The following is a 19569-nucleotide window of genomic DNA, read 5'->3' as shown; positions in this document are numbered from 1 at the left end:
GCGAAGAGAGGGCGTTGAGGACGTGGACGTAGAACTGGTGCTGCGCTCGACCCGCGTGATCACCCCGCAGGGAACCCGCGCCGCGTCGGTCACGGTCTCCGGGGGGAAGATCGCGGCCGTACTCGCACACGACGCCGACGTACCGGCGGGGGCCAGGGTCGAGGACTTCGGGGACGACGTCCTGCTGCCCGGCCTCGTCGACACGCACGTCCATGTGAACGACCCGGGCCGCACGGAGTGGGAGGGCTTCTGGACCGCCACCCGTGCCGCGGCCGCCGGTGGCATCACCACCCTCGTCGACATGCCGCTCAACTCCCTGCCGCCGACCACCACCGTCGACAACCTGCGCACGAAGCAGGACGTGGCCCGCACCAAGGCGCACATCGACGTCGGCTTCTGGGGCGGCGCCCTGCCCGACAACGTCGGCGACCTCAAGCCCCTGCACGACGCCGGCGTCTACGGCTTCAAGTGCTTCCTCTCGCCGTCCGGCGTGGACGAGTTCCCGCACCTGGACCAGGACCGTCTCGCCACCTCCATGGCGGAGATCGCCGGTTTCGGCGGCCTGCTCATCGTGCACGCCGAGGACCCGCACGAGCTGGACGCGGCCCCGCACAAGAGCGGCCCCAAGTACACGGACTATCTTCAGACCCGTCCGCGCGTCTCCGAGGACGTCGCCATCGAGGGCCTCATCGGGCTCGCCAAGCGGCTCGGCGCCCGCGTCCACGTCCTGCACCTGTCGTCCTCCGACGCGCTGCCCTTGATCGCCGCCGCCAAGCGCGAGGGCGTCAAGCTCACCGTCGAGACCTGCCCGCACTACCTCACGCTCACCGCGGAGGAAGTCCCGGACGGCGCCAGCGAGTTCAAGTGCTGCCCGCCCATCCGCGAGGCCGCCAACCAGGACCTGCTCTGGGACGCGCTCGCCGACGGCACCATCGACTGCATCGTGACGGACCACTCGCCGTCCACCGCCGACCTCAAGACCGACGACTTCGCGACCGCGTGGGGCGGCATCTCCGGCCTCCAGCTGAGCCTCCCCGCGATCTGGACCGAGGCCCGCAAGCGCGGTCACGGCCTCGAGGACGTGGTGCGCTGGATGTCGACGCGCACCTCCGAACTGGTCGGACTCGACCAGAAGGGCGCCATCGAGGCCGGCCGCGACGCCGACTTCGCGGTCCTCGCGCCCGACGAGACCTTCACCGTGGACCCCGCGGCGCTGCAGCACCGGAACCGAGTCACGGCCTACGCGGGCAAGACCCTCAGCGGCGTCGTGAAGTCCACCTGGCTGCGCGGCGAACGCATCCTGCACGGCGGCGAGTTCAGCGAACCCGCAGGCCGACTTCTGGAAAGGAAGAACTGATCACTGTGACGACGGCGATACCCACCTTCACCGGCGACGCGAGCCCCTACGGCGGCGGCGACCCCTACGCGGACTACCGCACCGCGGACTTCCCCTTCACCCAGTACGCCAACCTTGCCGATCGGCAGCTCGGCGCCGGTGTGATCGCCGCCAACGACGAGTTCTTCGCCATGCGCGAGAACCTCCTCCTCGCGCACCCCGCCGTGTTCGACCCCGAGCACTTCGGCCACAAGGGCAAGGTCATGGACGGCTGGGAGACCCGCCGCCGCCGTGGTGTCTCCGGCGAGCACCCGTGGCCCACCGCCGACGACCACGACTGGGCGCTCGTACGCCTCGGCGCCCCCGGCGTCGTACGCGGCATCGTCATCGACACCGCCCACTTCCGCGGCAACTACCCGCAGGCCGTGTCCGTCGAGGGCACGAGCGTCGACGGTTCGCCGACGCCCGAGGAACTCCTCTCGGACGACGTGAAGTGGACGACTCTCGTGCCTCGCACGGCAGTCGGCGGCCACGCGGCCAACGGCTTCGCCGTCGACCTGGAGCAGCGCTTCACGCACCTGCGCGTCAACCAGCACCCGGACGGCGGCATCGCCCGCCTCCGTGTCTACGGCGAGGTCGTCGCCGACCCCAAGTGGCTCGCGGCGCTCGGCACGTTCGACGTCGTGGCCCTGGAGAACGGCGGCCAGGTCGAGGACGCGTCCGACCGCTTCTACTCCCCGGCCACCAACACCATCCAGCCGGGCCGCTCCCGCAAGATGGACGACGGCTGGGAGACCCGACGTCGCCGCGACAACGGCAACGACTGGATCCGCTACCAGCTGGTGGGCCAGTCCGAGATCCGCTCGGTCGAGATCGACACGGCCTACCTCAAGGGCAACTCGGCGGGCTGGGCCGCCCTTTCGGTCCGTGACGGCGAGGACGGCGAGTGGGTCGAGGCGCTGCCCCGCACCCGCCTACAGCCCGACACCAACCACCGCTTCGTCCTGGACGCCCCGGTCGTCGGCACGCACGTGCGCATCGACATCTTCCCGGACGGCGGCATCTCGCGCCTGCACCTCTTCGGTTCGCTGACCGAGGCGGGACAGAGCCGTCTGACCGCGCGGCACCAGGAGCTCGGCGGCTGAACCGGAGCCGCTGAGGTCCGCTGAAGAACGTGGGGCGCACCGGGTGGAAAGCCCCGGTGCGCCCCATCACCATGCCCGCGCGCGGTTACGCGGCGTGCCCGCCGTCGACCACGAGCTCCGAGCCCGTGATGAACGAGGCTTCCTCACCGGCGAGATAGGCCACGAGCGAGGCCACCTCGTCGGCCGAGCCGAAGCGGCCAAGGGCGGCCGCCGCCTTCTGCGGCTCGGCGAACGGCCCGTCCGCCGGGTTCATGTCCGTGTCGATCGCACCCGGGTGGATCACGTTCACGGTGATCCCGCGCCCGGCAAGCTCCCGCGCCAACGGCTTCGTCATGCCGATCAGCGCCGCCTTGCTCATCGCGTACAGCGTGCTGCCGCCCGCGCCCGTGTGCCGGACGAGCGCCGATCCGGTGGAGATGATCCGGCCTCCGTCGCCCAGCCTGCCGGCCGCCGCCTGCGAGGCCAGGAAGACCGCGCGTACGTTGATGTCGAGCACCCGGTCGACGTCGGCGAGCGTCAGGTCACCGATGGGGCCGAGCACCCCGATGCCCGCGTTGTTCACCAGGATGTCCAGGCGGCCCAGGTCGTCGGCCGCGCGCTCGACGGCTCCCGCGGCGTCCCCGGGGTCCGCCGCGTCGGCCTTGACGGCGAACCCGCGCCGGCCCGTCGACTCGATCTTGGCGACGACGTCGAGAGCGGCGGGCTCCCCCTTGACGTACGTGATCGCGACGTCGGCTCCCTCATGGGCGAGCCGCAGCGCGATCGCCGCGCCCATGCCGCGGCTGCCGCCGGTGACAAGAGCGGTCTTGCCGGTCAGAGAAGACATGTCCGTCAACCTCATTCGCGTGGTTATGGTGCGTGATGCCTGAGAAGTGCTTGCGGGTTCAATGAAAGCGGGCGGCGTGCTCCGTCGCTGGCGGGAAATGGACACCGCCTTTCCGGCCGAGGGGATACGGTGATCGACCCGCGTGAGAGCCGCCGAAGTCTCCACATCGCCGCACCCGTTGGAGACCGTGCCCGTGTCGACGCTCACCGTTCCCGCCGCGCCGCCCGTCGCGCGCCGCGCCTGGCTCACCGATCTGCCCGTCCTGCTCGTGGCCATGGTCTGGGGCGCCAGCTATCTCGCGGCGAAGGGCATCACGACGACGCACACGGTCGTCGCCGTCCTGGTGCTGCGGTTCGCCGTCGTGCTGCCCGCGCTCGTGGTCGCCGGATGGCGCGGCCTGCGCGCGCTTACGGCACCGCAGTGGCGCGGGGCGGGAGTCCTCGGCCTCGTCCTGAGCGGGATCTTCCTCCTGGAGACGTACGGCGTCGTCCACACCTCGGCGACCAACGCGGGCCTCATCATCAGCCTCACCATGATCTTCACCCCGCTCGCCGAGGCCGCGGTGACCCGGAGGAGGCCGCCGCGCGCCTTCCTCGCCGCGGCCGGGCTCTCCGTGCTCGGCGTGGTCCTGCTGACCCAGGGCGGCGGCTTCACACGGCCCTCGGTGGGCGACGGCCTGATCTTCCTCGCGGCCCTCGCGCGCACGGTGCACGTCCTCGCGATGTCGCGGATCAAGGCGCTCCGCGATGCCGGCGACTCGGCGTCGCTCTCGCTCACCACCGTCCAACTGGGCACCGCCGTCGGCGTGTTCGCGGTGCTCGCCGCCGCGGGCACCGGTGCGACGCCCTGGGCCGTGGCCGCGGACTTCGGCGCGCGCGAGTGGGCCGGACTGCTCTTCCTCTCCGTGTTCTGCACGCTCTTCGCCTTCTTCGTGCAGATGTGGGCGGTGCGCAGGACGTCCCCCTCACGGGTGAGCCTGCTGCTCGGCACGGAGCCGTTGTGGGCGGCCGCGACGGGAATCGCGCTGGGCGGGGAGCGGCTGGGTGTGGTGGGTCTGGTGGGGGGTGTGCTGGTTCTGGTGGGGACCAGCTGGGGCCGCGGGGTGCGGTGATACCTTCCGGGGTCGATCACACACGGGGGAGCCCATGAACGAGTACTTCGAGCAGGATTTCACCGCGGCCGCGGAGAAGCGCCGTATCTGGGGCGCGGTGCTGTTCCTCGCCGCGGGCGTCATCTGGGCGGTGCTCGCCTGGCAGTTGATGGTGCCGTTCAGCGACGGGGACGACGACTCGTCCAGCAGCCGCAAGTGCCAGTCGGTGCTCTTCTACGAGGGGGACGCCCCGACCTGGCAGGACTCCACGTGGGAGGAGTGCCGCGCGCAGCGCCGGTGGCCCGAGATGCTGGGCTGGCTGGGACTCTCGGTGCCGCTCTCGGTGGTGGGCGCGGTGCTCTACAGCAGCGGGTCCACCAGTCTGCGGATGCGGGAGTACATGGCGGAACACCGCATCGCCGCCGCGAAGAGGGCAGCCGCCGCCGCGAAGAAGGACTGAGGAAGAACCGGTGGCGCTCGGTTAACTCCCGGAAAATTCACCGCACTTGGCGTTGACACGGCAACCTCTACGCGCGTCACACTGGTCGCATGCGAATCCCCCCACGAATCGTGAGCATCACCGCCCTCGCCGCCGCCCTGCTCGTCGGCGGCCCCGTCGCCGCCTCCGCGAGCGCGGTCCCCGACCACCACCCCCCCGTCTCGACGGCGTACTCCCTCACCGCCGTCGGCGACATCTGCTACTCCGCGCTGCCCGCCCAGGCACACGACACCCTGGACCTGATCGAGGCGGGCGGCCCCTACCCGTATCCGCAGGACGGCACCGTCTTCCAGAACAGGGAGGGCGTCCTGCCCTCCCAGGGCTCCGGCTACTACCACGAGTACACCGTGAAGACGCCGGGCTCACCGGACCGCGGCGCCCGCCGCATCGTGACCGGTGAGGAGAAGCAGGAGGACTACTACACCGCCGACCACTACGCGTCCTTCGACCTGGTCGACCACTCCTGCTGAGCCCGCCCGACCGGCACAGTGCTCACCGCCCGGTCTTCCGGCTCTCCGCGACCGCGAACAGCGCGAGCGCCAGCACGATGAGCGTGACGCCCGCGTAGATCTCGTGTCCGTCGAGGAACCCGATCCGCCGCACGATCCCCCAGCCGCGCAGCCGGCCGGTCAGCTCGTGCACCAGGGCGACCACGCCCTGGATCAGGAGAAGGACGCCGAGAACCTCAAGTACCTGCTTCATGCCGAAGAGCCTCGCCCCGTGGGCCCCCCACGCACATCGGCCACGGGGCGAGGACTCTTCCCCCGGCACCCTCCCAAAGTCTCCGCCTGCGCGACTTTGGTAGCCGATCGCGCCCGGAGGGCACCTGACGCCCCCGGCAGTGCGTAGATTTGTCGACCATGAGCGGCAACCAGCCTCCGTCGGACCCCTCGGCCTCCTTGGCGAGGCGTCCCTGGGCGCTGCCCTCGGCCGTCGCCGCCGAGCTCGACCCGGACCGCGCGGCGGGCAAGAACAAGGGCAGGCGCGGGCCCCGGCGGACCGCGCGCGACTGGCTGGTCGACTTCGCCTGCTTCTTCGTGGCCGTCGTCATCGGCCTCGTGGGCGCGGACGCGGTCAGCAGCAACCCGAACGTCTCGACCGGTGCGGCCGACGCCGACCAGCTGATCGGCGCCCTGGCCTGCGCCGCCGTCTGGCTGCGCAGACGCTGGCCGGTCGGCCTCGCCGCCGCCCTGGTCCTTGCCAGCCTGGCCTCGGACACCGCGGGCGGCGCGGGCGCCGTGGCGCTGTTCAGCCTCGCGGTGCACCGGCCCTTCCGGTACGTCGGCTGGATCGGCGGGGTCTCGATCTGCCTGATGCCGTTCATCTACTGGTTGCGGCCCGATGCCGACCTGCCCTGGCTGGCCGCCGTCCTCATCGGCATGCTGATCAACGCCTCCGTCATCGGCTGGGGCATGTTCGTGCGCTCGCGCCGCCAACTTCTGCTGAGCCTGCGCGACCGGGCGATCCGCGCCGAGAACGAGGCGGCACTCCGCGCCGAACAGGCCCAGCGCCTCGCCCGCGAGTCCATCGCCCGCGAGATGCACGACGTGCTGGCCCACCGGCTCACCCTGCTCAGCGTGCACGCGGGCGCCCTGGAGTTCCGCCCGGACGCACCACGCGAGGAGATCGTCCGCGCCGCCGGAGTCATCCGGGAGAGCTCGCACGAGGCCCTGCAGGACCTGCGCGAGGTGATCGGCGTCCTGCGCGGCGGCAGCGACGGCGAGGCGTCGGGCCGGCCGCAGCCCACCCTCACCGCCCTAGAGACCCTGGTCGCCGAGTCACGCGACGCGGGCATGAAGGTCGCACTCGACCACCGCGTCACCGACCCGTCCGCCGTGCCCGCCGCCGTGGGCCGCACCGCCTACCGCATCGCCCAGGAGGGCCTGACCAACGCCCGCAAGCACGCCCCCGGCGCCGAGGTGACCGTCGCGGTGTCCGGCGCCCCCGGAGAGGGCCTCACCCTCTCGGTGCGCAACCCGCCGCCGCCCGGCGATGTGCCGGAGGTCCCCGGTTCCGGCCAGGGACTGATCGGCCTCACGGAACGGGCCACGCTCGCGGGCGGCCGCATCGAGCACGGGACCGCGGCGGACGGCGGCTTCTGCGTCGACGCCTGGCTGCCGTGGGACTCACCCGCCGGCCGCGGCGGCGAGCTGTGAGCGCAGCAGGGCGGCCACGGCCGCCGTCTCGTCGTTGAGATAGAAGTGACCGCCGGGGAACACCTCGAGGCCAAAACCCTGGGTGGTGTGCTCGCCCCAGGCCCGTACGTCGTCGAGCGGTGCCTTCGGGTCGTCCGCGCCGGCCAGCGCGAGCACCGGACAGTCCAGGCGCTTGCCGCCGGTGTGCCGGTAGGTCTCGATGGCGCGGTAGTCGGCGCGCAGCGACGGCAGGATCATCCGGCGCACGTCCGGGTCGGCCAGGAGCGCGCTGTCGGTGCCCGCGAGGCTCGCCACCTCCCGCAGCAGGGCGTCGTCGTCCCGCAGGTGCACGTTCTCCTCGCGGAAGCGCGAGGGGGCCCGGCGCCCCGAGGGGAAGAGCCGCAGCGGGACGGTGCCGTCGGCCGCGAGCCGCAGCGCCACCTCGAAGGCCACGATCGCGCCCATGCTGTGCCCGAAGAGCGCCAACGGCTTGCCGGTCCAGGGCTTCAGGGCTTCGTACGCCTGGTCGGCGAGGTCGGTCACGCTCTGCTGGGACGGCTCCGCGCTGCGGTCCTGGCGGCCGGGGTACTGCACCGACAGGACGTCGACGTCCGGGGCGAGGCGTTGCGTGAGGCCGTGGAAGTAGCTGGCCGAGCCGCCCGCGTGCGGGAAGCAGACCAGGCGGCAGGGCGCTTGCTCCGCCGGTTTGAAGCGCCGTATCCAGTCGCTGCGGTCGCTTCGCGTGGTCCGGTCGTTCTCCGGTCCCTTGCTCACAGCACACCGTCCTCTCCGGTCAGCGGGACTTCCCGCAGGTCGCTCAGGACGACCAGTTGCGTCTCGGCCAGCATCCCGGCGAGGGCCGCCGGTGCCGTGCCCTCGTAACCGCACCCCGTCCAGCGTGGCTCCCCGCCGCCGGGCGGATGGTGGAGTCCGGCCACGCCCCACCGTGTGACCTGCCCGGCCTCCAGTGCCGTGGCGCCCGCGTCCCGCAGATGCGGGCAGTGCTCGGCGGCGAGCGCCCAGCAGTCGCGGCAGGTGGGGGGTGTGCCGGTGGTGTGCAGGCGTTTGGGGCGGCTGCCGTACTCGCCCGCGGGCAGCAGCCAGGGCAGGCGGCCGTCCCGTGGTGTGATCGGCTCGCCGCAGACCTGGCAGAGCATGCGGCGCATGCACTCCCGCTGGCGGTGGGCGTGCGTCCGGGAGAAGAGCGGGCGGCCTTCGCCGCGCGGGCCGAGGTGGCGCATCCACAGGACGCCGTGCTCGTCGCGGTCCTCGGGCTCCTCGCGCTCGTAGCGGACGGCGCCGCTGACCGGATCGACGCGCACCGGTTCCAGCCGGGACTCGCCCTCCCAGAGGGCGACCCAGGGCACCAGGGCGGCCGGGCTTGTCGGCCTTGTCATGACGGGATCGGTCTCCTGTGGCTAGACGACGGGTGTGGTGGGGCGCGGCAGGGCGAGCGGGTGGCCGTTCGGCCGGCCGTCCGGCTGGTCCGTGCGGTAGGCCTCGGCCTGGAGGTTGTAGAGGTCCGCGTACAGGCCCTCGGCCGCCATCAGTTCCTCGTGCGTGCCGCTCGCGGTCACCCGGCCGTCGGCGAGCACGTAGATCCGGTCGGCGTACCGCACGTTGGCCAGGCGGTGGGTGATCAGGACGACCGTGCGGTCCTCCGCGTGGCCGCCGATGGCCCGGAACAGTTCGTGCTCGGCCCGTGCGTCGAGGGCCGCGCTCGGCTCGTCACAGATCAGCAGCCGTGCGTCGCGGTAGAAGCCGCGCGCGGCGGCCAGACGCTGCCACTGCCCGCCGGAGAGCTCACGGCCGTTCGCGAACCGCTTGTCCAGGAGCGTGTCGTAGGCCTGCGGGAGCCGGTCGATGAACTGGTCGGCGCCCGACTCGGCCGCCGCGTCGCGCATCCGCCGCTCCTCGCCGCCGTCGCCCATCGCGATGTTCTCGCGGGCCGTGAGCGGCCAGTTGGTGGGGTTCTGCGCCACGACCGCGATGTGTTCCCACAGGTGGGAGCGGTCGGCTTCGGCGAGTGACGTGTCGTCCCAGAGCACGGCCCCGCTGTCCGGTGTGTAGAGCCCCGCGAGCATCTTGGCCAGCGTGGTCTTGCCGGAGCCGTTCTCCCCCACGAGGGCGATGACCTCGCCCCTGGCGATCTCGATGGACGTGTGCGAGAGGGCGGGCGACGAGGCGCCGGGATAGCTGAACGTCACGTCCCGCACGGTGATCCGCTCGAACGACGAGGGCGCCGCGCGCTTCTCGGACAGGGTGAGGACCCGCTCGGCCTCGGTGCAGAAGTCCAGGTAGTCGCAGAAGTAGAGGCCCTCCGTGTAAAGCCTGTTCATCTCCTGCACCAGCAGATGCAGGGACTCCTTGCCGCTGCGGATGGCGAGGACCGCCGCACCCGCGACCTCCAGCGGGATCGCCCCGGCACCGAGCAGCAGCCCGAGCGCCACATAGGTGGCCCCGGTGGCGACCCCGCTCATGGCGTCCCCGGCCAGGCGCACCCCGGTCTCCTTGCGCGCGAGGTCGATCTGCACGTCGCGCTCGACCGTGGCCACCCGGTCGTACTGCCGCAACAGGAAGTCCCGCATCGTGAAGGACCGCACGTCGGCGGCCGACCTGCGGTCCGTCATCAGCTCGAACATGATCCACTTGCGGCGGCGGCTCGCGATCAGGTCCCACAGCGCGCGGTAACGCATCCGCGCCGAGCGCACCGCCGCCCACCAGTCGGGCGCGGCGGTGACGAGCAGCAGCGGCAGCAGCACCGGATGCAGCACACCCAGCGTCACGGCCACCGCGGCCAGGCCCACCAGGTTGCTGAACACCTCAAGGGTGGCGCGGGCGGTGACGGGCGCGTTGGCAGTGCCGCGCTCGCGGGCCCGCTGGAGGCTGTCGTGGAACCGCGCGTCGTCGTACGACGCCAGGTCCACCTCCGTGGTCAGTTCGATGAGCCGCAGCTCCACCGCCCGCTCGATGCGCGGGATGAGGCGCGCCTGCGCCCACGCCGCCGCGGCCTGGAAGGCGGACCGCAGCGCGAGGGCGAGCGCCACGAGCAGCAGGGAGGGAAGCGCGTCGCGCACCCGGTCCGGGGTGGGGCCCCCGGTGAACAGGGACTGCATCACCGAGGTGGTGGCCAGCAGGCCCAGCGAGAGGAAGCCGCCCGACACGGCGTTGAGGACGATGGCCGCCGACGTGTCGAAGCGGCTGGTCCGCCAGGCGAGCCGCAGGACGTGCCCGATCAGCGCGGGCAGGCCGCTCGCCATGGCCCAGAACCCCGCGGAGAAGAGGTTCGCCTCGTTCATCTCCCAGGGTTCCTTGGCGAGTTCCGGGGTGCTGGGCGCGGCGTCCGGAGCGTCCCGCTGCCCGGCGTTCCGCCCGCTCCGGTCGGAGCGGCGCGAGGGCCTGATCCGCCTGATCCGCATGCTTCTCCCTTCCTGCCGTGGTCCGGGACTCCCGCTGTCTACGGCGCTGTCCGCGAGGCCGTCGCGTGCCGGGCGAGCCAGTCGTCGATGAGTGCTCTCTCGCGTTCGGCGGAGAAGGCGCCGCTCTCCCCGCCGTTCTCCGCGCCGCTCCCCGCCCCGCCCGCCGGTGCGTCACGCAGCTCGGCCCAGGTGTCCTCGACCGTCTCGCCGAGCGGCCGGCACGAGAGGCCCGCGGCGTACGCGGCGGAGGCGTCGACCGTCCACAGGTGGGCGTAGCCCGGGGTGTCGTGCGGCGTCCACAGCGGCAGGTCGAGCCAGGGGCGCACCCCGGAGGCGGTCAGGAAGCGGTCGTCCGCCCACACCGGCTCGGCGCCCGCCCCGGTGACGGCGACGCAGGCGTCCATGAGCCCGCCCCGCGTCGTGCGCCCCAGCGGGCCCGCCGCGTTGAGGCTGCCGGTCCTGCCTTCGCGCGCGCAGGCGAGCAGCCAGGACGCCACGTCGCGGCAGTCCAGGAGCTGGACCGGATCGCCGGGGTCGCCGCCCGCGAGGAACCGGCCGCCGCGGGCGGCCCGCAGCAGCCAGCCGCGCACCGGCCCCGCGTCGTCGCGCGGTCCCGTGATGATGCCGGGGCGCACGATCAGGGCCCGCTCGCCGAAGGCCGCGCGGACCGCCCGCTCGCAGCCCGCCTTGAGCGTCCCGTATCCCGTGTCCTCAAGGCCCGCGTCCAACGGGCAGTCGCGCGGCGCCAGTTCGTCGGACGCGGGATGCGCGGGCCAGGGCAGCGCGGCGAGCGACGAGACGTACAGATACGTGGCCGCCCGGTCGGCGAGGAGCCGCGCCGACCGGGCGACCGACGCGGGGACATGACCGCTGGTGTCGATCACGGCGTCCCAGCGGCCGGAGCCGAGCGCGGTCAGGCCGCCCTCGGTCTCGCGGTCGCCGCGCAGGGCCTCGGCCGCCGGGTGGTCGGCTCCGGTCAGGCCCCGGTTGAACGTCGTGACGTGCCAGCCGCCGAGCACGGCGCGTTCGACGATGTGGCGGCCGAGGAAACCCGTGCCGCCGAGCACCAGGAGCCTCACGCGGGGGCCTGCGGGGCGCTCGCCCCCGGCACGGGGCCGCCGGAGACCCCGTGCACCTCGTCGTCGGGGCTGCCGATCATGGCGAGCTCCCGCATCCGCGCGATGACCGGGGCCATCTTCGGGTCCCGTACGGCCTTCTCCACCCACCGTTCGTCGTAGCGGGGGTAGGCCGTCGTGTCGTAGGCGGCGTCCGGGTCGACCGAGCCCGCGCTGTGGAAGAAGCGGCTGAACGCCGTCTCCTCCTCCTCGGTCGTCGGCTCGTTGGCGTAACTCACCGACCACTGCAGGCGGTCGACGCCGTTGATGCTGGCGTGCCACACCTGCCAGTCGAAGACGATGACATCGCCGCGCCGGGTCTCGGCCACGTCGAGCGGCAGCTCCGACACCTGCTTGCGAACGGCTTTCTCGCCCCACTCGTCCGCCCAGATGCCGTACGTCTTCTTCCACGCGTCGGCGGCGGCGGAGAAGTCGGCGTGGTGCGAGCCGGGCAGGAAGCGCAGGGCGCCGGTGTCGGCGGTGAGCGGCTCCAGGTAGACGGCGAAGGTGACCCCGTGCATGCCCGGCATGCAGTCGCGGTGCAGCGGCGTCTGCGTGAACAGCAGGATGCTCTCGGCGAAGGTGGGCAGCGCGCGGGCACCGACCAGATCGTTGGCGACGCCGTAGAACCGCTTGTCCTCCATGAGTTCGAGGCTGAGCGGGGTGCGTTCGGTGCTCATCATCGGCAGCAGGTACGAGGGCAGGCCCTGGCCCTCGGGCCGTGCGCCCGCCAGATAGCCGAAGGCGTCGGCGTGACACCGCTCGACCTCGTCGGCGAGCCGGGTCATCTCGTCCTCGTCGAGCAGCTGCGGCAGGACGAGATAGCCGAACGTGTGGAAGAAGTCGATCTGTTCCTTCGTCAGGTACCGCTGGGTGTCGGGTCCTTGCCGGTCGTGCGTCATGTCGGGAACCTCCTTCATCACGAGAACCTCTTTCGTGCCTGTGCCACCCGGGCACGTGCTTCGGTGCATGCGTCCGCGTGCTCCTCGTCGGCAGACCGCCACGCCTCCCACGCCGTCGCCTCGGGGGTGGTGAAGCCCGCGTTCTGGCGCCGGTCGAACATCTCGTCCTCGCCGAAGAGGCGCAGCGTCCGCCGGTCCCGTGTCTTGCGTGCGGTCGCGACGATCGCCCGGACGTTGGGTCCGGCGTAGGACTCGTCGTGGCGCATGGCCGAGGTGTTGTAGCCGATGCCGAGGAACTGCCGCCGCCCCTGGCTCACGCTGTGCGTGCCGGAGTGCAGCAGGTTGTGGTGGATGAGGACGACGTCCCCCGGCGTGGTGTGCAGCAGCACCTCGTCCTCGTGCGGCTCCTCCAGGCGGTCCTCGGGGATGCTCACGGGGGTGCGGTGGGAGCCGGGGATGACCCGCAGCGGACCGTACTCGAGGGTCATCTCCTGGAGGTACGCGAAGCAGATGACGAGCAGCGGCTTCATGTACGAGCCGTTCGGGAAGTACCCGAACCGGTCCCGGTGCCAGTGCACGGGCCGTCCCTTCGCCTCCGGTTCCTCGGCGTCGGCGCTGAACAGGACCGTGCTGTCCAGCTGCACGGCCGGTCCGAGGACGGCCTCCGCCAGACCCAGGAGCGCGGGCCGGGTGACCGCGCCCAGTGCCACCCGTGGGCTGCGCTCGACGAGATGGCCGACGATCAGCGGGGGGTCCTCGCGGCCGTGCACGAACTGCCAGTCGTCCGCGCCCTCGTCGTAGAGCCGCCGGAAGGCGGCGACCTCGTCCTTGTCGAAGACTCCGGGCAGGACCACATAGCCGTCCTCGCGGAACACCCGTACCCGGTCGGCCAGTTCGCTGTCGTTCATGGTGAGGTCACCTCCGTGCGGTCGGGACGCTGTTCCAGTGCGTCCAGCGCCTTGCGCCAGAACGCGTAGATCTTCCGCTCGCGGCTCGGGCCGATGCCGCACACCCGGTTGACGTGCATGTGGACCAGGCTGGCGAGGATCTCCCGGGGGTCCTGCCAGAGGGAGCCCTCGCTCTGCAGCTCGCGCAAGTCGCGGGCGGTGTCGCCGAGTTGTGCGTACGGCTCGGTCATGGCGAGCAGGACGCGGCGCTGCGGGTCGTCGGCAGGGCGCCGCCAGGGGCGCAGGAGCTCGCAGAGTTCGGTGCGGTGCGGCTTGAAGGCGTCGCTGAACTCGTCCTTGTCGGAGCGGGCCCGGATGAAGGCGAGCCGTTCCCCGAAGCCGAGCCCCCACGCCTCGGCGACGCGGTCCAGGCAGAACGCGGTCGTCACGGCGGGGTCGAGGCGCAGCGCCCCGGCCTGCCGCGCGGCCAGCACGGCCTGGCCGACCTCGCTGTCGGTGCCGAAGGCCCGCTCCACGGCGGTCATGGCCACGAGGCCGCCGTACCGCCACACCTCGGGGAAGTAGGTGTCGAAGCCGAACTTCCAGGCGAGTCCGGAGCGGACCACGTCGGTGGCCCATGCCGCCGTCCGCGCCAGGAGCTCGCCGCCTCGCCGTACGTCGGTGGCCAACAGCCGTATGCGCAGGTGTGGTTCGGGGTCGGCGAAGCGCATGAAGAACCAGTCGGCGAGCAGCCCTTCGGCGCGCAGCGATGCCACGAACGGCGCGAGCGGGCCCGCGACGGCCTCGTCCTGGCGCTTGGCCGAGGTGTAGAGCTTGAGGTACACCCAGCCGTCGCCGGGCAGCACGCGCAGCTCGTCGGAGGCCGGCGGACGCTCCGGGTAGCGCGCGAGGCGCACCGGCAGCGGCTCGTCCGCGCCGGGCTTCGGCGGCGGCTCGGCCCGTGCGCGCCGCGTCACCGGTACCACGACCTCCGACGTGTACGTCCTGCCTTCGGTGTCCCGCAGCCAGTGCATGTCGTGCGCGGGCAGCGCCTCCTGCACGGCGATGCGGCCGGGGGCCGTGGACTTCCGCAGCGCGGTGAGCAGTTCGGCCACGCACATGGGGTGCCGCAGATCGAGCAGCAGCCGGTTGTCGAACTCGACCAGGTGGACCCAGCGCGGCACCCGCCAGCGCGCACGCCACTCCTGGACGCCCCGGTACCAGCGCGTGGCGTCGTCCCCGGAACCCGTGGGAGCGACCGAGGCATGCTGCAGGATCCACTGCGCCGGGCTGATGACGACCTTGCCCCGCACCAGGCGCGGCAGGAACGGGGCGCTCTTGTACGGGCCCCAGTGGAAGGCCGCGAGCAACGGGTGACGGTCCTGGCCGATCTCCAGGAGGAAGCGGCACACGTTGGGCGCCTGGAGGTCGGTCAGGAGATGGCTCTGCCCGACCACGACCTCCTTGCCCAGGCGCCGCGAACAGACGTAGAAGTGGCCGTCGTGCACGCCCACCATCAGGTCGGAGAGCGAGATCGTCCGGTCGTCGGGGACGGAGGCGGAGGCGTTGACCACGATCTCGTGGTCGCGCAGCCCGGGATGGACGACGACGTTGGCGGCCCGCCGCACCAGCGGCAGATAGCTCAGCTCGGCGAAGACGGCGTCCGGCCGCGCGGCCTCCTCGCGGCGCGCGCAGTGCCGCAGCGCCCCGGTCACCTCGGGCGGCAGCACGTCGGTGAACCTGCCGAACGTACGCCCGCCGTCCGCGAGCGGCGTCGGACACAGCACCGCCCGCCAGTCGTCACCCTCCAGGGCGGCGGCGTCGGCTGCCTGCAACTGCAGGTACACGTCGAGGACTTCGGGCGCCCGGGGGCCCGTCTCCGGCCGCCAGTTGGAGAGCGTGTCCAGGAGGTCGTCGGTGAGCTCGACCTCCTGCGCGCCGCTGCGCAGCGCCTCGGACACCAGGCCGCACAGGGCGACGTCACGGTGCGGGTTCAGGGGCGCGGGCGGCGCCTGGCGGGGCGGGTCGGGCAGCGGTTCGGTGTAGGTCGCGGGCGGCCCGAGGCCCGACTCGGCGTCGAGGAGTTCCAGCAGCGGCACCTGCGCGTCCTCGCCGTAGCGCTGTGCGAAGTCGTCGTGGTAGCCGCGCAGATGGCCGAAGCCGGAGGGGAAGAGTCCGAGGCGCAGGAGCACGTCGGCGGCGTCCGCCGCGGCGTCACCGACGCCCCGCGGGAGACGCTCGCCCACGGTGTTCAGGGCCATGTCGACCTGGAAGGGCGGCGCGCTCGACTCGTGGACGTCCGTCTGGTGGCGGTGCAGCTCGGCGAAGAGGCGCTCGCGTTCGGCCGGCTCGGCGGCCTGGGTGCGCCCCGCGAGGTCGAGGGCCGTGCCGAGCGCGGCACGCAGCCGCGCCGTGCGGGGCCCGTCCGGCAGCCGGGCCGCGAAGGTCTCGGCTGCCCGGGAGTCGCTCAGCGCGGGCCGCAGGTCGCTCATCAGGAACCGGTTGGCCCACAACTTCCGCAGCAGCGCGTCGATCTGCTGCTCACTGGCCTGCGGCAGGTCACGGACCAGGCCGGCACGCAGATCGGCGTACGGGAGCGGGCGTCCGGCCCGGCGCAGCACCTCCAGGACGACCGAGGTGGCGCGCAGGGTGATGGAGCGGGTGTCACGCGTGCCGTAGATGTCGGCGACCGGCAGCACCAGACGGTCACCGGCGACGTGGGCCGTGGGGTTGGCGACGACCCCGAGGTGGTCCGGCGCGTCCGCGTCGCGCTCGACCTCCTCCACGAGCGCCATCAGCCAGTTCATGTCGGGCCTCGTACGCACGGCCCCGGTCACGGGCAGGCCCAGACGCAGCGTGTCCCCGCCCGAGCCGGACCCCTCCGGCACGGGGTCCGTGAACCGCCCGGCGGCGACGCCCGCGAAGAGGCCGAAGGGAGTGGCGCGGGCGCTCATCCGCGTCAGATAGCGCAGCAGGCTGCGGTAGGTGCGCTCGGTCCGCCGCTGCGAAGTGCCGCCCGCGTCAAGACCGTCCACGGCGGCGAGCAGCGGCGGGCTCGCGACCGCGAGGGCCTGCCTGACCTCGGCGTCGGCCGCGCACTTGCGCAGCAGCTCCCTGGTCCGGTCGCCCGCGGCGTGCAGGGCGGACTCCAGCTCCGCGCCCTGCGGCCCCTCGGGTACGTCGTCGGCGGGGGCCGTGAGCCGGTGGAAGGAGCCCAAGGGCAGGGCGGGCGCGCGCAGCAGGAAGAAGCCCGCGGGTTCGTAGGTGGTGTCGGGCCCGGAGGCGGACGGGGGAGGAGGTGTGCCCTTGTCGTGCCGGCTCATGGGTACGTGATTCCTGCCTTTCGGTCTACGTGGGTCCACCGCGCCGCTCGGTCACGACATCAGCAGCGCCCGGTCCCAGGAGGGCGCGACCGGGGTGGCCGCGGCGAGCAGGGCGAGCGCCACGCCTGCCGCGCCGGTGAGGAACCCCGGGTCGTCGACGAACACGCCGGGCTGTTCCTCGTCGCGGAAGCACAGAGGCGCCTCGGGGTCGAAGAGGCCGAGGATCTGCTCGGTCAGGTCGGGAACGTGGTCCTGGAGAGGGGAGTCGGGATCGTCCTGGGCCAGGCGCAGGCACACCATCAGAAGGCCCGCCACGCCATGGCAGAGGGAGGGCGAGGGGATGTGCCGCTCGGACACCGGCCGGCGCAGCACACTCTCCACGGCCTCCACCGCGAGCCGCCGCAGCTCCGGCGCCTCCAGGGCGTGCCCCGCGTGCCACAGCGCCATCGCGATGCCCGGCGCGCCGTAGCACCAGCCCGCGCGCGACGGGGGCCGGCCGGTGGCCGCGCCCCGCCCCGGCGGATCGTGCCGGCCCACGTGGTTGGGCCAGTTGACGCCCCAGGGGTCCTGTACGCGGTGCTCCACGACCCACTCCGAGAGCGCCCGCACGGCCTGGAGCTGACCGGGGGCCCGGTGGCCCGCACGGCAGGCGAGCGAGAGAGCGGCCAGCGGCCCGGCGGCGCCGTGGGCCGCCCCGAGGTCGTAGTAGCCCTGCGGGCACTCCTCGAGGAGCGCGGGGTCGACGGAGTCCGTGGGGGAGAGCAGCCGCCCGCCGCCGTCCCCTTCGGCGACACCGCTCAGGTAGCGGATCAGGAGCCCGGAGGCCTCCTCGCCCGCCGCGTTGTCGACACCGGTGGCAAGGACCGCGCCCAGGACCCCGGAAGCGCCGGTGACCACGTCGTACAGATGATCCTTCGTGTACGTCTGATCCGTTGTGTACGTCCCGGGCACCTCGGGCGGCTTCGACTGCCAGGGGCCGGACGCCACTTGACGCAGCAGCGCGGTCTGCACCTTGAGCGCCGTCGGCGCGTACCGCGGTTCCGTCTCGGCCGCCCCGGCGAGCACCAGGGCCAGGCCGCCCGTGCCGCCGTACAGCCCCGGGCCGTGCAGCGGACTGCGCGCGGTCGAGCGCGCGGAGAGCCCGAGGGCGGTGTGCAGTCGCTGCTCCCAGCCCTCGCCCGGCAGCGCGCGGGTGAGGTGCAGGAGGGTCAGCGCGATGCTCGGGAAACCGCAGGCCAGGGAGGGCCCCGCGAACTCGAACCGGTGGGATCCGCGGGCGGCTTCGGCCGCGGTGGCGAGCACCCGCTCCGGGTCGGCGAGCCGCAGGCCGACCGCCCTCGCGCACGCCACGGCCCGCTCCTGGAGGGCGCCCGACAGTGCGGGCCGCCACGAGGCCCCCGGCGGCGTGCCGGTGACATCGGTGCTCTGCTGGTCCGTAGGGGCGGGTGCGCGCGGCGGCGATGGCATGGGCGTCCTCACGTGCGGTCGGTGCCAGAGCTGGGACGAGCCACTGATGGACCGCGGCACGTCCCAGCCGCCGGCCTCCGTCAGGCGGAGTCATGTCGGCGGGAGCGAGCGGTCGCCCCCGGCGCGGCTGCTAGTTCCAGTACTCGGTGGGCATGTTCTGCATGAGCTCACCGGAGCAGCACTTGGTCCAGCGGCAGCTGTAGCGGTGGGTGCACCACCAGGCCATCGGGTCGGTGTCCTCCGTTCCGGCTTCCGGGACGTCGACCCGGATATCCAGATCGAATTCGTCCAGGGGTATGTCGATCAATTGCTGGGTTGTCATCGGTTGAGCCTCCAAGTCGATTGAGGCAGGACGATCAGTGACGCTAGAGACCCCGCTCAAAGGCCGGAACCCCTATGTTGAACAAGGGGGATGCCCCTATCCGGAAGGGGCGTCGACTGGGGTAGCCAGGGTGGTTCCGCCCTGTCAGCCTCGACGCCATGCGCGGATTCCGGTTTTCCTTCAACATCTGTCAGGCGGATTCCCGAGAAGCCTTCGCCCAGAAGTGCCGGGAGAGTGAGGAGTACGGCTATGACGTAGTTCTGGCGGCCGATCACCTGGGAATGCTGGCGCCTTTTCCCGCACTGGTCGCCGCGGCGGACGCCACCGAACGGATGCGTGTCGGCACGCTGGTCCTGAACACCTCGTTCTGGAATCCGGCGCTGCTCTCCCGCGAGATCCTCAGCACCGACCTCCTCACCGGGGGCCGCCTCGAGGTGGGGCTCGGCGCGAGTCACATGCGCTGGCAGTTCGACGAGGCCGGCATCCCCTGGGACCCGATCGGCGTCCGCGCCGAGCGCCTGGAGACCACCGTCACCGAGCTGGAACGGCACTTCACCACGGAGGTCGGCGCCCCGCCCGAGGCGCGGGGCGAGTCACGGGCCGTGCAGCGGCGCGGATTTAACCGCACGGGGCCGCCGCTGCTCATCGGCGGGGTCGGCGACCGGGTGCTGCGGATCGCCGCCGAGCACGCCGACATCGTCAGCATCTCCGGTGTCCATCAGATGCCGGGCAAGCCCGCGGGAGCCTGCCGCCTCGGCTCGGCGGCCGAGGCCGCCGACCGGGTGCGCTTCGTCAGGGAACACGCGGGAGACCGGCTCCCCGACCTGGAGTGGCACATGCTGGCGCACGCCGTCGAGGTGACCAACGACCGGCGGGCCACGGCGGAGAAGCTGCTGACGCAGCTCGGCATGGGCATCAGCGTCGAGGACGCCCTGGAGACGCCGTATCTGCTCATCGGCACCGTGGACGAGATCGCCGAACAGCTGGTGGCCAACCGCGAGAAGTACGGCTTCTCGTACATCACGGTCCACCAGCCCTACATCGAGACGTTCGCGCCCATCATCGAGAAATTGCGGGGCAGTTGACCGGCCGTACCCCCCGCG

18 protein-coding genes are annotated in these 19569 nt (G+C 72.5%); 7 read left to right on the top strand and 11 right to left on the bottom strand.

Annotated elements, in window-relative coordinates:
• The first annotated feature begins 22 nt into the window (after window positions 1-22).
• Together allB and alc are read left to right on the top strand one after the other, a co-directional pair.
• Window positions 23-1357 (top strand): allantoinase AllB, encoded by a 1335-nt coding sequence (gene allB / locus AB0M70_RS11510; protein ID WP_365818928.1) that lies wholly within the window; start codon window positions 23-25, stop codon window positions 1355-1357.
• The gene (gene alc / locus AB0M70_RS11505; protein ID WP_365819783.1) at window positions 1354-2481 is read left to right on the top strand and encodes an allantoicase; all 1128 of its coding nucleotides are present in this window, start codon (window positions 1354-1356) and stop codon (window positions 2479-2481) included. The genes allB and alc overlap by 4 nt, the downstream gene beginning before the upstream one ends.
• 85 nt (window positions 2482-2566) lie before the next feature.
• On the opposite strand, the gene AB0M70_RS11500 is transcribed toward alc, so the two are convergent.
• A complete protein-coding gene (locus tag AB0M70_RS11500) occupies window positions 2567-3307 on the bottom strand; it encodes an SDR family oxidoreductase (RefSeq protein WP_365818926.1) in 741 nt (246 codons plus the stop codon).
• A 193-nt stretch (window positions 3308-3500) separates the two neighbouring features.
• Here AB0M70_RS11500 and AB0M70_RS11495 point away from each other — a divergent pair, with 193 nt between their 5' ends.
• The 3 genes from AB0M70_RS11495 (at window position 3501) to AB0M70_RS11485 (ending at window position 5366) form a co-directional block, all read left to right on the top strand.
• The gene (locus AB0M70_RS11495) at window positions 3501-4418 is read left to right on the top strand and encodes a DMT family transporter (RefSeq protein ID WP_365819781.1); all 918 of its coding nucleotides are present in this window, start codon (window positions 3501-3503) and stop codon (window positions 4416-4418) included.
• Window positions 4419-4452: 34 nt separating this feature from the next.
• Window positions 4453-4857 (top strand): hypothetical protein, encoded by a 405-nt coding sequence (locus tag AB0M70_RS11490; RefSeq protein WP_365818924.1) that lies wholly within the window; start codon window positions 4453-4455, stop codon window positions 4855-4857.
• Between the two features lie 89 nt (window positions 4858-4946).
• The gene (locus AB0M70_RS11485; RefSeq protein ID WP_365818922.1) at window positions 4947-5366 is read left to right on the top strand and encodes a ribonuclease; all 420 of its coding nucleotides are present in this window, start codon (window positions 4947-4949) and stop codon (window positions 5364-5366) included.
• A 22-nt stretch (window positions 5367-5388) separates the two neighbouring features.
• Here AB0M70_RS11485 and AB0M70_RS11480 read toward each other — a convergent pair whose 3' ends face one another.
• A complete protein-coding gene (locus tag AB0M70_RS11480) occupies window positions 5389-5598 on the bottom strand; it encodes a hypothetical protein (RefSeq protein ID WP_365818920.1) in 210 nt (69 codons plus the stop codon).
• Between the two features lie 158 nt (window positions 5599-5756).
• Between AB0M70_RS11480 and AB0M70_RS11475 the strand changes: the two genes are divergently transcribed.
• The gene (locus tag AB0M70_RS11475) at window positions 5757-7052 is read left to right on the top strand and encodes a histidine kinase (protein WP_365818918.1); all 1296 of its coding nucleotides are present in this window, start codon (window positions 5757-5759) and stop codon (window positions 7050-7052) included.
• Here AB0M70_RS11475 and AB0M70_RS11470 read toward each other — a convergent pair.
• The 9 genes from AB0M70_RS11470 to AB0M70_RS11430 form a co-directional block, all read right to left on the bottom strand.
• The gene (locus AB0M70_RS11470) at window positions 7023-7805 is read right to left on the bottom strand and encodes an alpha/beta fold hydrolase (protein ID WP_365818916.1); all 783 of its coding nucleotides are present in this window, start codon (window positions 7803-7805) and stop codon (window positions 7023-7025) included. The two genes, AB0M70_RS11475 and AB0M70_RS11470, sit on opposite strands and share 30 nt — an antisense overlap.
• Complete coding sequence (locus tag AB0M70_RS11465; protein ID WP_365818914.1) at window positions 7802-8428, bottom strand: hypothetical protein; 627 nt, start codon at window positions 8426-8428, stop codon at window positions 7802-7804. The genes AB0M70_RS11470 and AB0M70_RS11465 overlap by 4 nt, the downstream gene beginning before the upstream one ends.
• A gap of 21 nt (window positions 8429-8449) precedes the next feature.
• Window positions 8450-10450 (bottom strand): ATP-binding cassette domain-containing protein, encoded by a 2001-nt coding sequence (locus tag AB0M70_RS11460; RefSeq protein WP_365818912.1) that lies wholly within the window; start codon window positions 10448-10450, stop codon window positions 8450-8452.
• Between the two features lie 38 nt (window positions 10451-10488).
• The gene (locus tag AB0M70_RS11455) at window positions 10489-11529 is read right to left on the bottom strand and encodes an NAD-dependent epimerase/dehydratase family protein (RefSeq protein ID WP_365818910.1); all 1041 of its coding nucleotides are present in this window, start codon (window positions 11527-11529) and stop codon (window positions 10489-10491) included.
• The gene (locus AB0M70_RS11450) at window positions 11526-12467 is read right to left on the bottom strand and encodes a phytanoyl-CoA dioxygenase family protein (RefSeq protein WP_365818908.1); all 942 of its coding nucleotides are present in this window, start codon (window positions 12465-12467) and stop codon (window positions 11526-11528) included. The genes AB0M70_RS11455 and AB0M70_RS11450 overlap by 4 nt, the downstream gene beginning before the upstream one ends.
• Before the next feature lie 17 nt (window positions 12468-12484).
• Complete coding sequence (locus AB0M70_RS11445) at window positions 12485-13375, bottom strand: phytanoyl-CoA dioxygenase family protein (protein WP_365818906.1); 891 nt, start codon at window positions 13373-13375, stop codon at window positions 12485-12487.
• Window positions 13372-16677, bottom strand: a complete 3306-nt coding sequence (locus AB0M70_RS11440; protein WP_365818904.1) for a lantibiotic dehydratase — start codon at window positions 16675-16677, stop codon at window positions 13372-13374. Before AB0M70_RS11440 ends, AB0M70_RS11445 begins: the two co-directional genes overlap by 4 nt.
• A gap of 51 nt (window positions 16678-16728) precedes the next feature.
• The gene (locus tag AB0M70_RS11435; RefSeq protein ID WP_365818902.1) at window positions 16729-18144 is read right to left on the bottom strand and encodes a lanthionine synthetase C family protein; all 1416 of its coding nucleotides are present in this window, start codon (window positions 18142-18144) and stop codon (window positions 16729-16731) included.
• Between the two features lie 130 nt (window positions 18145-18274).
• Window positions 18275-18466, bottom strand: coding sequence for an FDLD family class I lanthipeptide (locus tag AB0M70_RS11430; RefSeq protein ID WP_365818900.1), 192 nt, complete (start codon window positions 18464-18466; stop codon window positions 18275-18277).
• 158 nt (window positions 18467-18624) lie between these two features.
• On the opposite strand from AB0M70_RS11430, the gene AB0M70_RS11425 reads away from it, so the two are divergent.
• Entirely contained in the window at window positions 18625-19551 is a 927-nt protein-coding gene (locus AB0M70_RS11425) for an LLM class F420-dependent oxidoreductase (protein WP_365818898.1), read from the top strand.
• Window positions 19552-19569 lie beyond the last annotated feature (18 nt).

It is taken from the genome of Streptomyces sp. NPDC051214 (assembly GCF_040682375.1).
In the GTDB taxonomy this organism is placed as follows: Bacteria; Actinomycetota; Actinomycetes; order Streptomycetales; family Streptomycetaceae; genus Streptomyces.
Note: the sequence above shows the minus strand (reverse complement) of the source record. Positions and strands in the feature narration are given on the sequence as shown.

Bases quoted from the DNA above. Each gene is read 5' to 3' on its own strand.
- AB0M70_RS11500 (WP_365818926.1), bottom strand. From the start codon at position 3,307: ATGTCTTCTCTGACCGGCAAGACCGCTCTTGTCACCGGCGGCAGCCGC.
- AB0M70_RS11425 (WP_365818898.1), top strand. From the start codon at position 18,625: ATGCGCGGATTCCGGTTTTCCTTCAACATCTGTCAGGCGGATTCCCGA.
- AB0M70_RS11490 (WP_365818924.1), top strand. From the start codon at position 4,453: ATGAACGAGTACTTCGAGCAGGATTTCACCGCGGCCGCGGAGAAGCGC.
- AB0M70_RS11430 (WP_365818900.1), bottom strand. From the start codon at position 18,466: ATGACAACCCAGCAATTGATCGACATACCCCTGGACGAATTCGATCTG.
- AB0M70_RS11450 (WP_365818908.1), bottom strand. From the start codon at position 12,467: ATGACGCACGACCGGCAAGGACCCGACACCCAGCGGTACCTGACGAAG.
- AB0M70_RS11465 (WP_365818914.1), bottom strand. From the start codon at position 8,428: ATGACAAGGCCGACAAGCCCGGCCGCCCTGGTGCCCTGGGTCGCCCTC.
- AB0M70_RS11480 (WP_365818920.1), bottom strand. From the start codon at position 5,598: ATGAAGCAGGTACTTGAGGTTCTCGGCGTCCTTCTCCTGATCCAGGGC.
- AB0M70_RS11475 (WP_365818918.1), top strand. From the start codon at position 5,757: ATGAGCGGCAACCAGCCTCCGTCGGACCCCTCGGCCTCCTTGGCGAGG.
- AB0M70_RS11460 (WP_365818912.1), bottom strand. From the start codon at position 10,450: ATGCGGATCAGGCGGATCAGGCCCTCGCGCCGCTCCGACCGGAGCGGG.
- AB0M70_RS11485 (WP_365818922.1), top strand. From the start codon at position 4,947: ATGCGAATCCCCCCACGAATCGTGAGCATCACCGCCCTCGCCGCCGCC.
- AB0M70_RS11435 (WP_365818902.1), bottom strand. From the start codon at position 18,144: ATGCCATCGCCGCCGCGCGCACCCGCCCCTACGGACCAGCAGAGCACC.
- AB0M70_RS11440 (WP_365818904.1), bottom strand. From the start codon at position 16,677: ATGAGCCGGCACGACAAGGGCACACCTCCTCCCCCGTCCGCCTCCGGG.
- AB0M70_RS11445 (WP_365818906.1), bottom strand. From the start codon at position 13,375: ATGAACGACAGCGAACTGGCCGACCGGGTACGGGTGTTCCGCGAGGAC.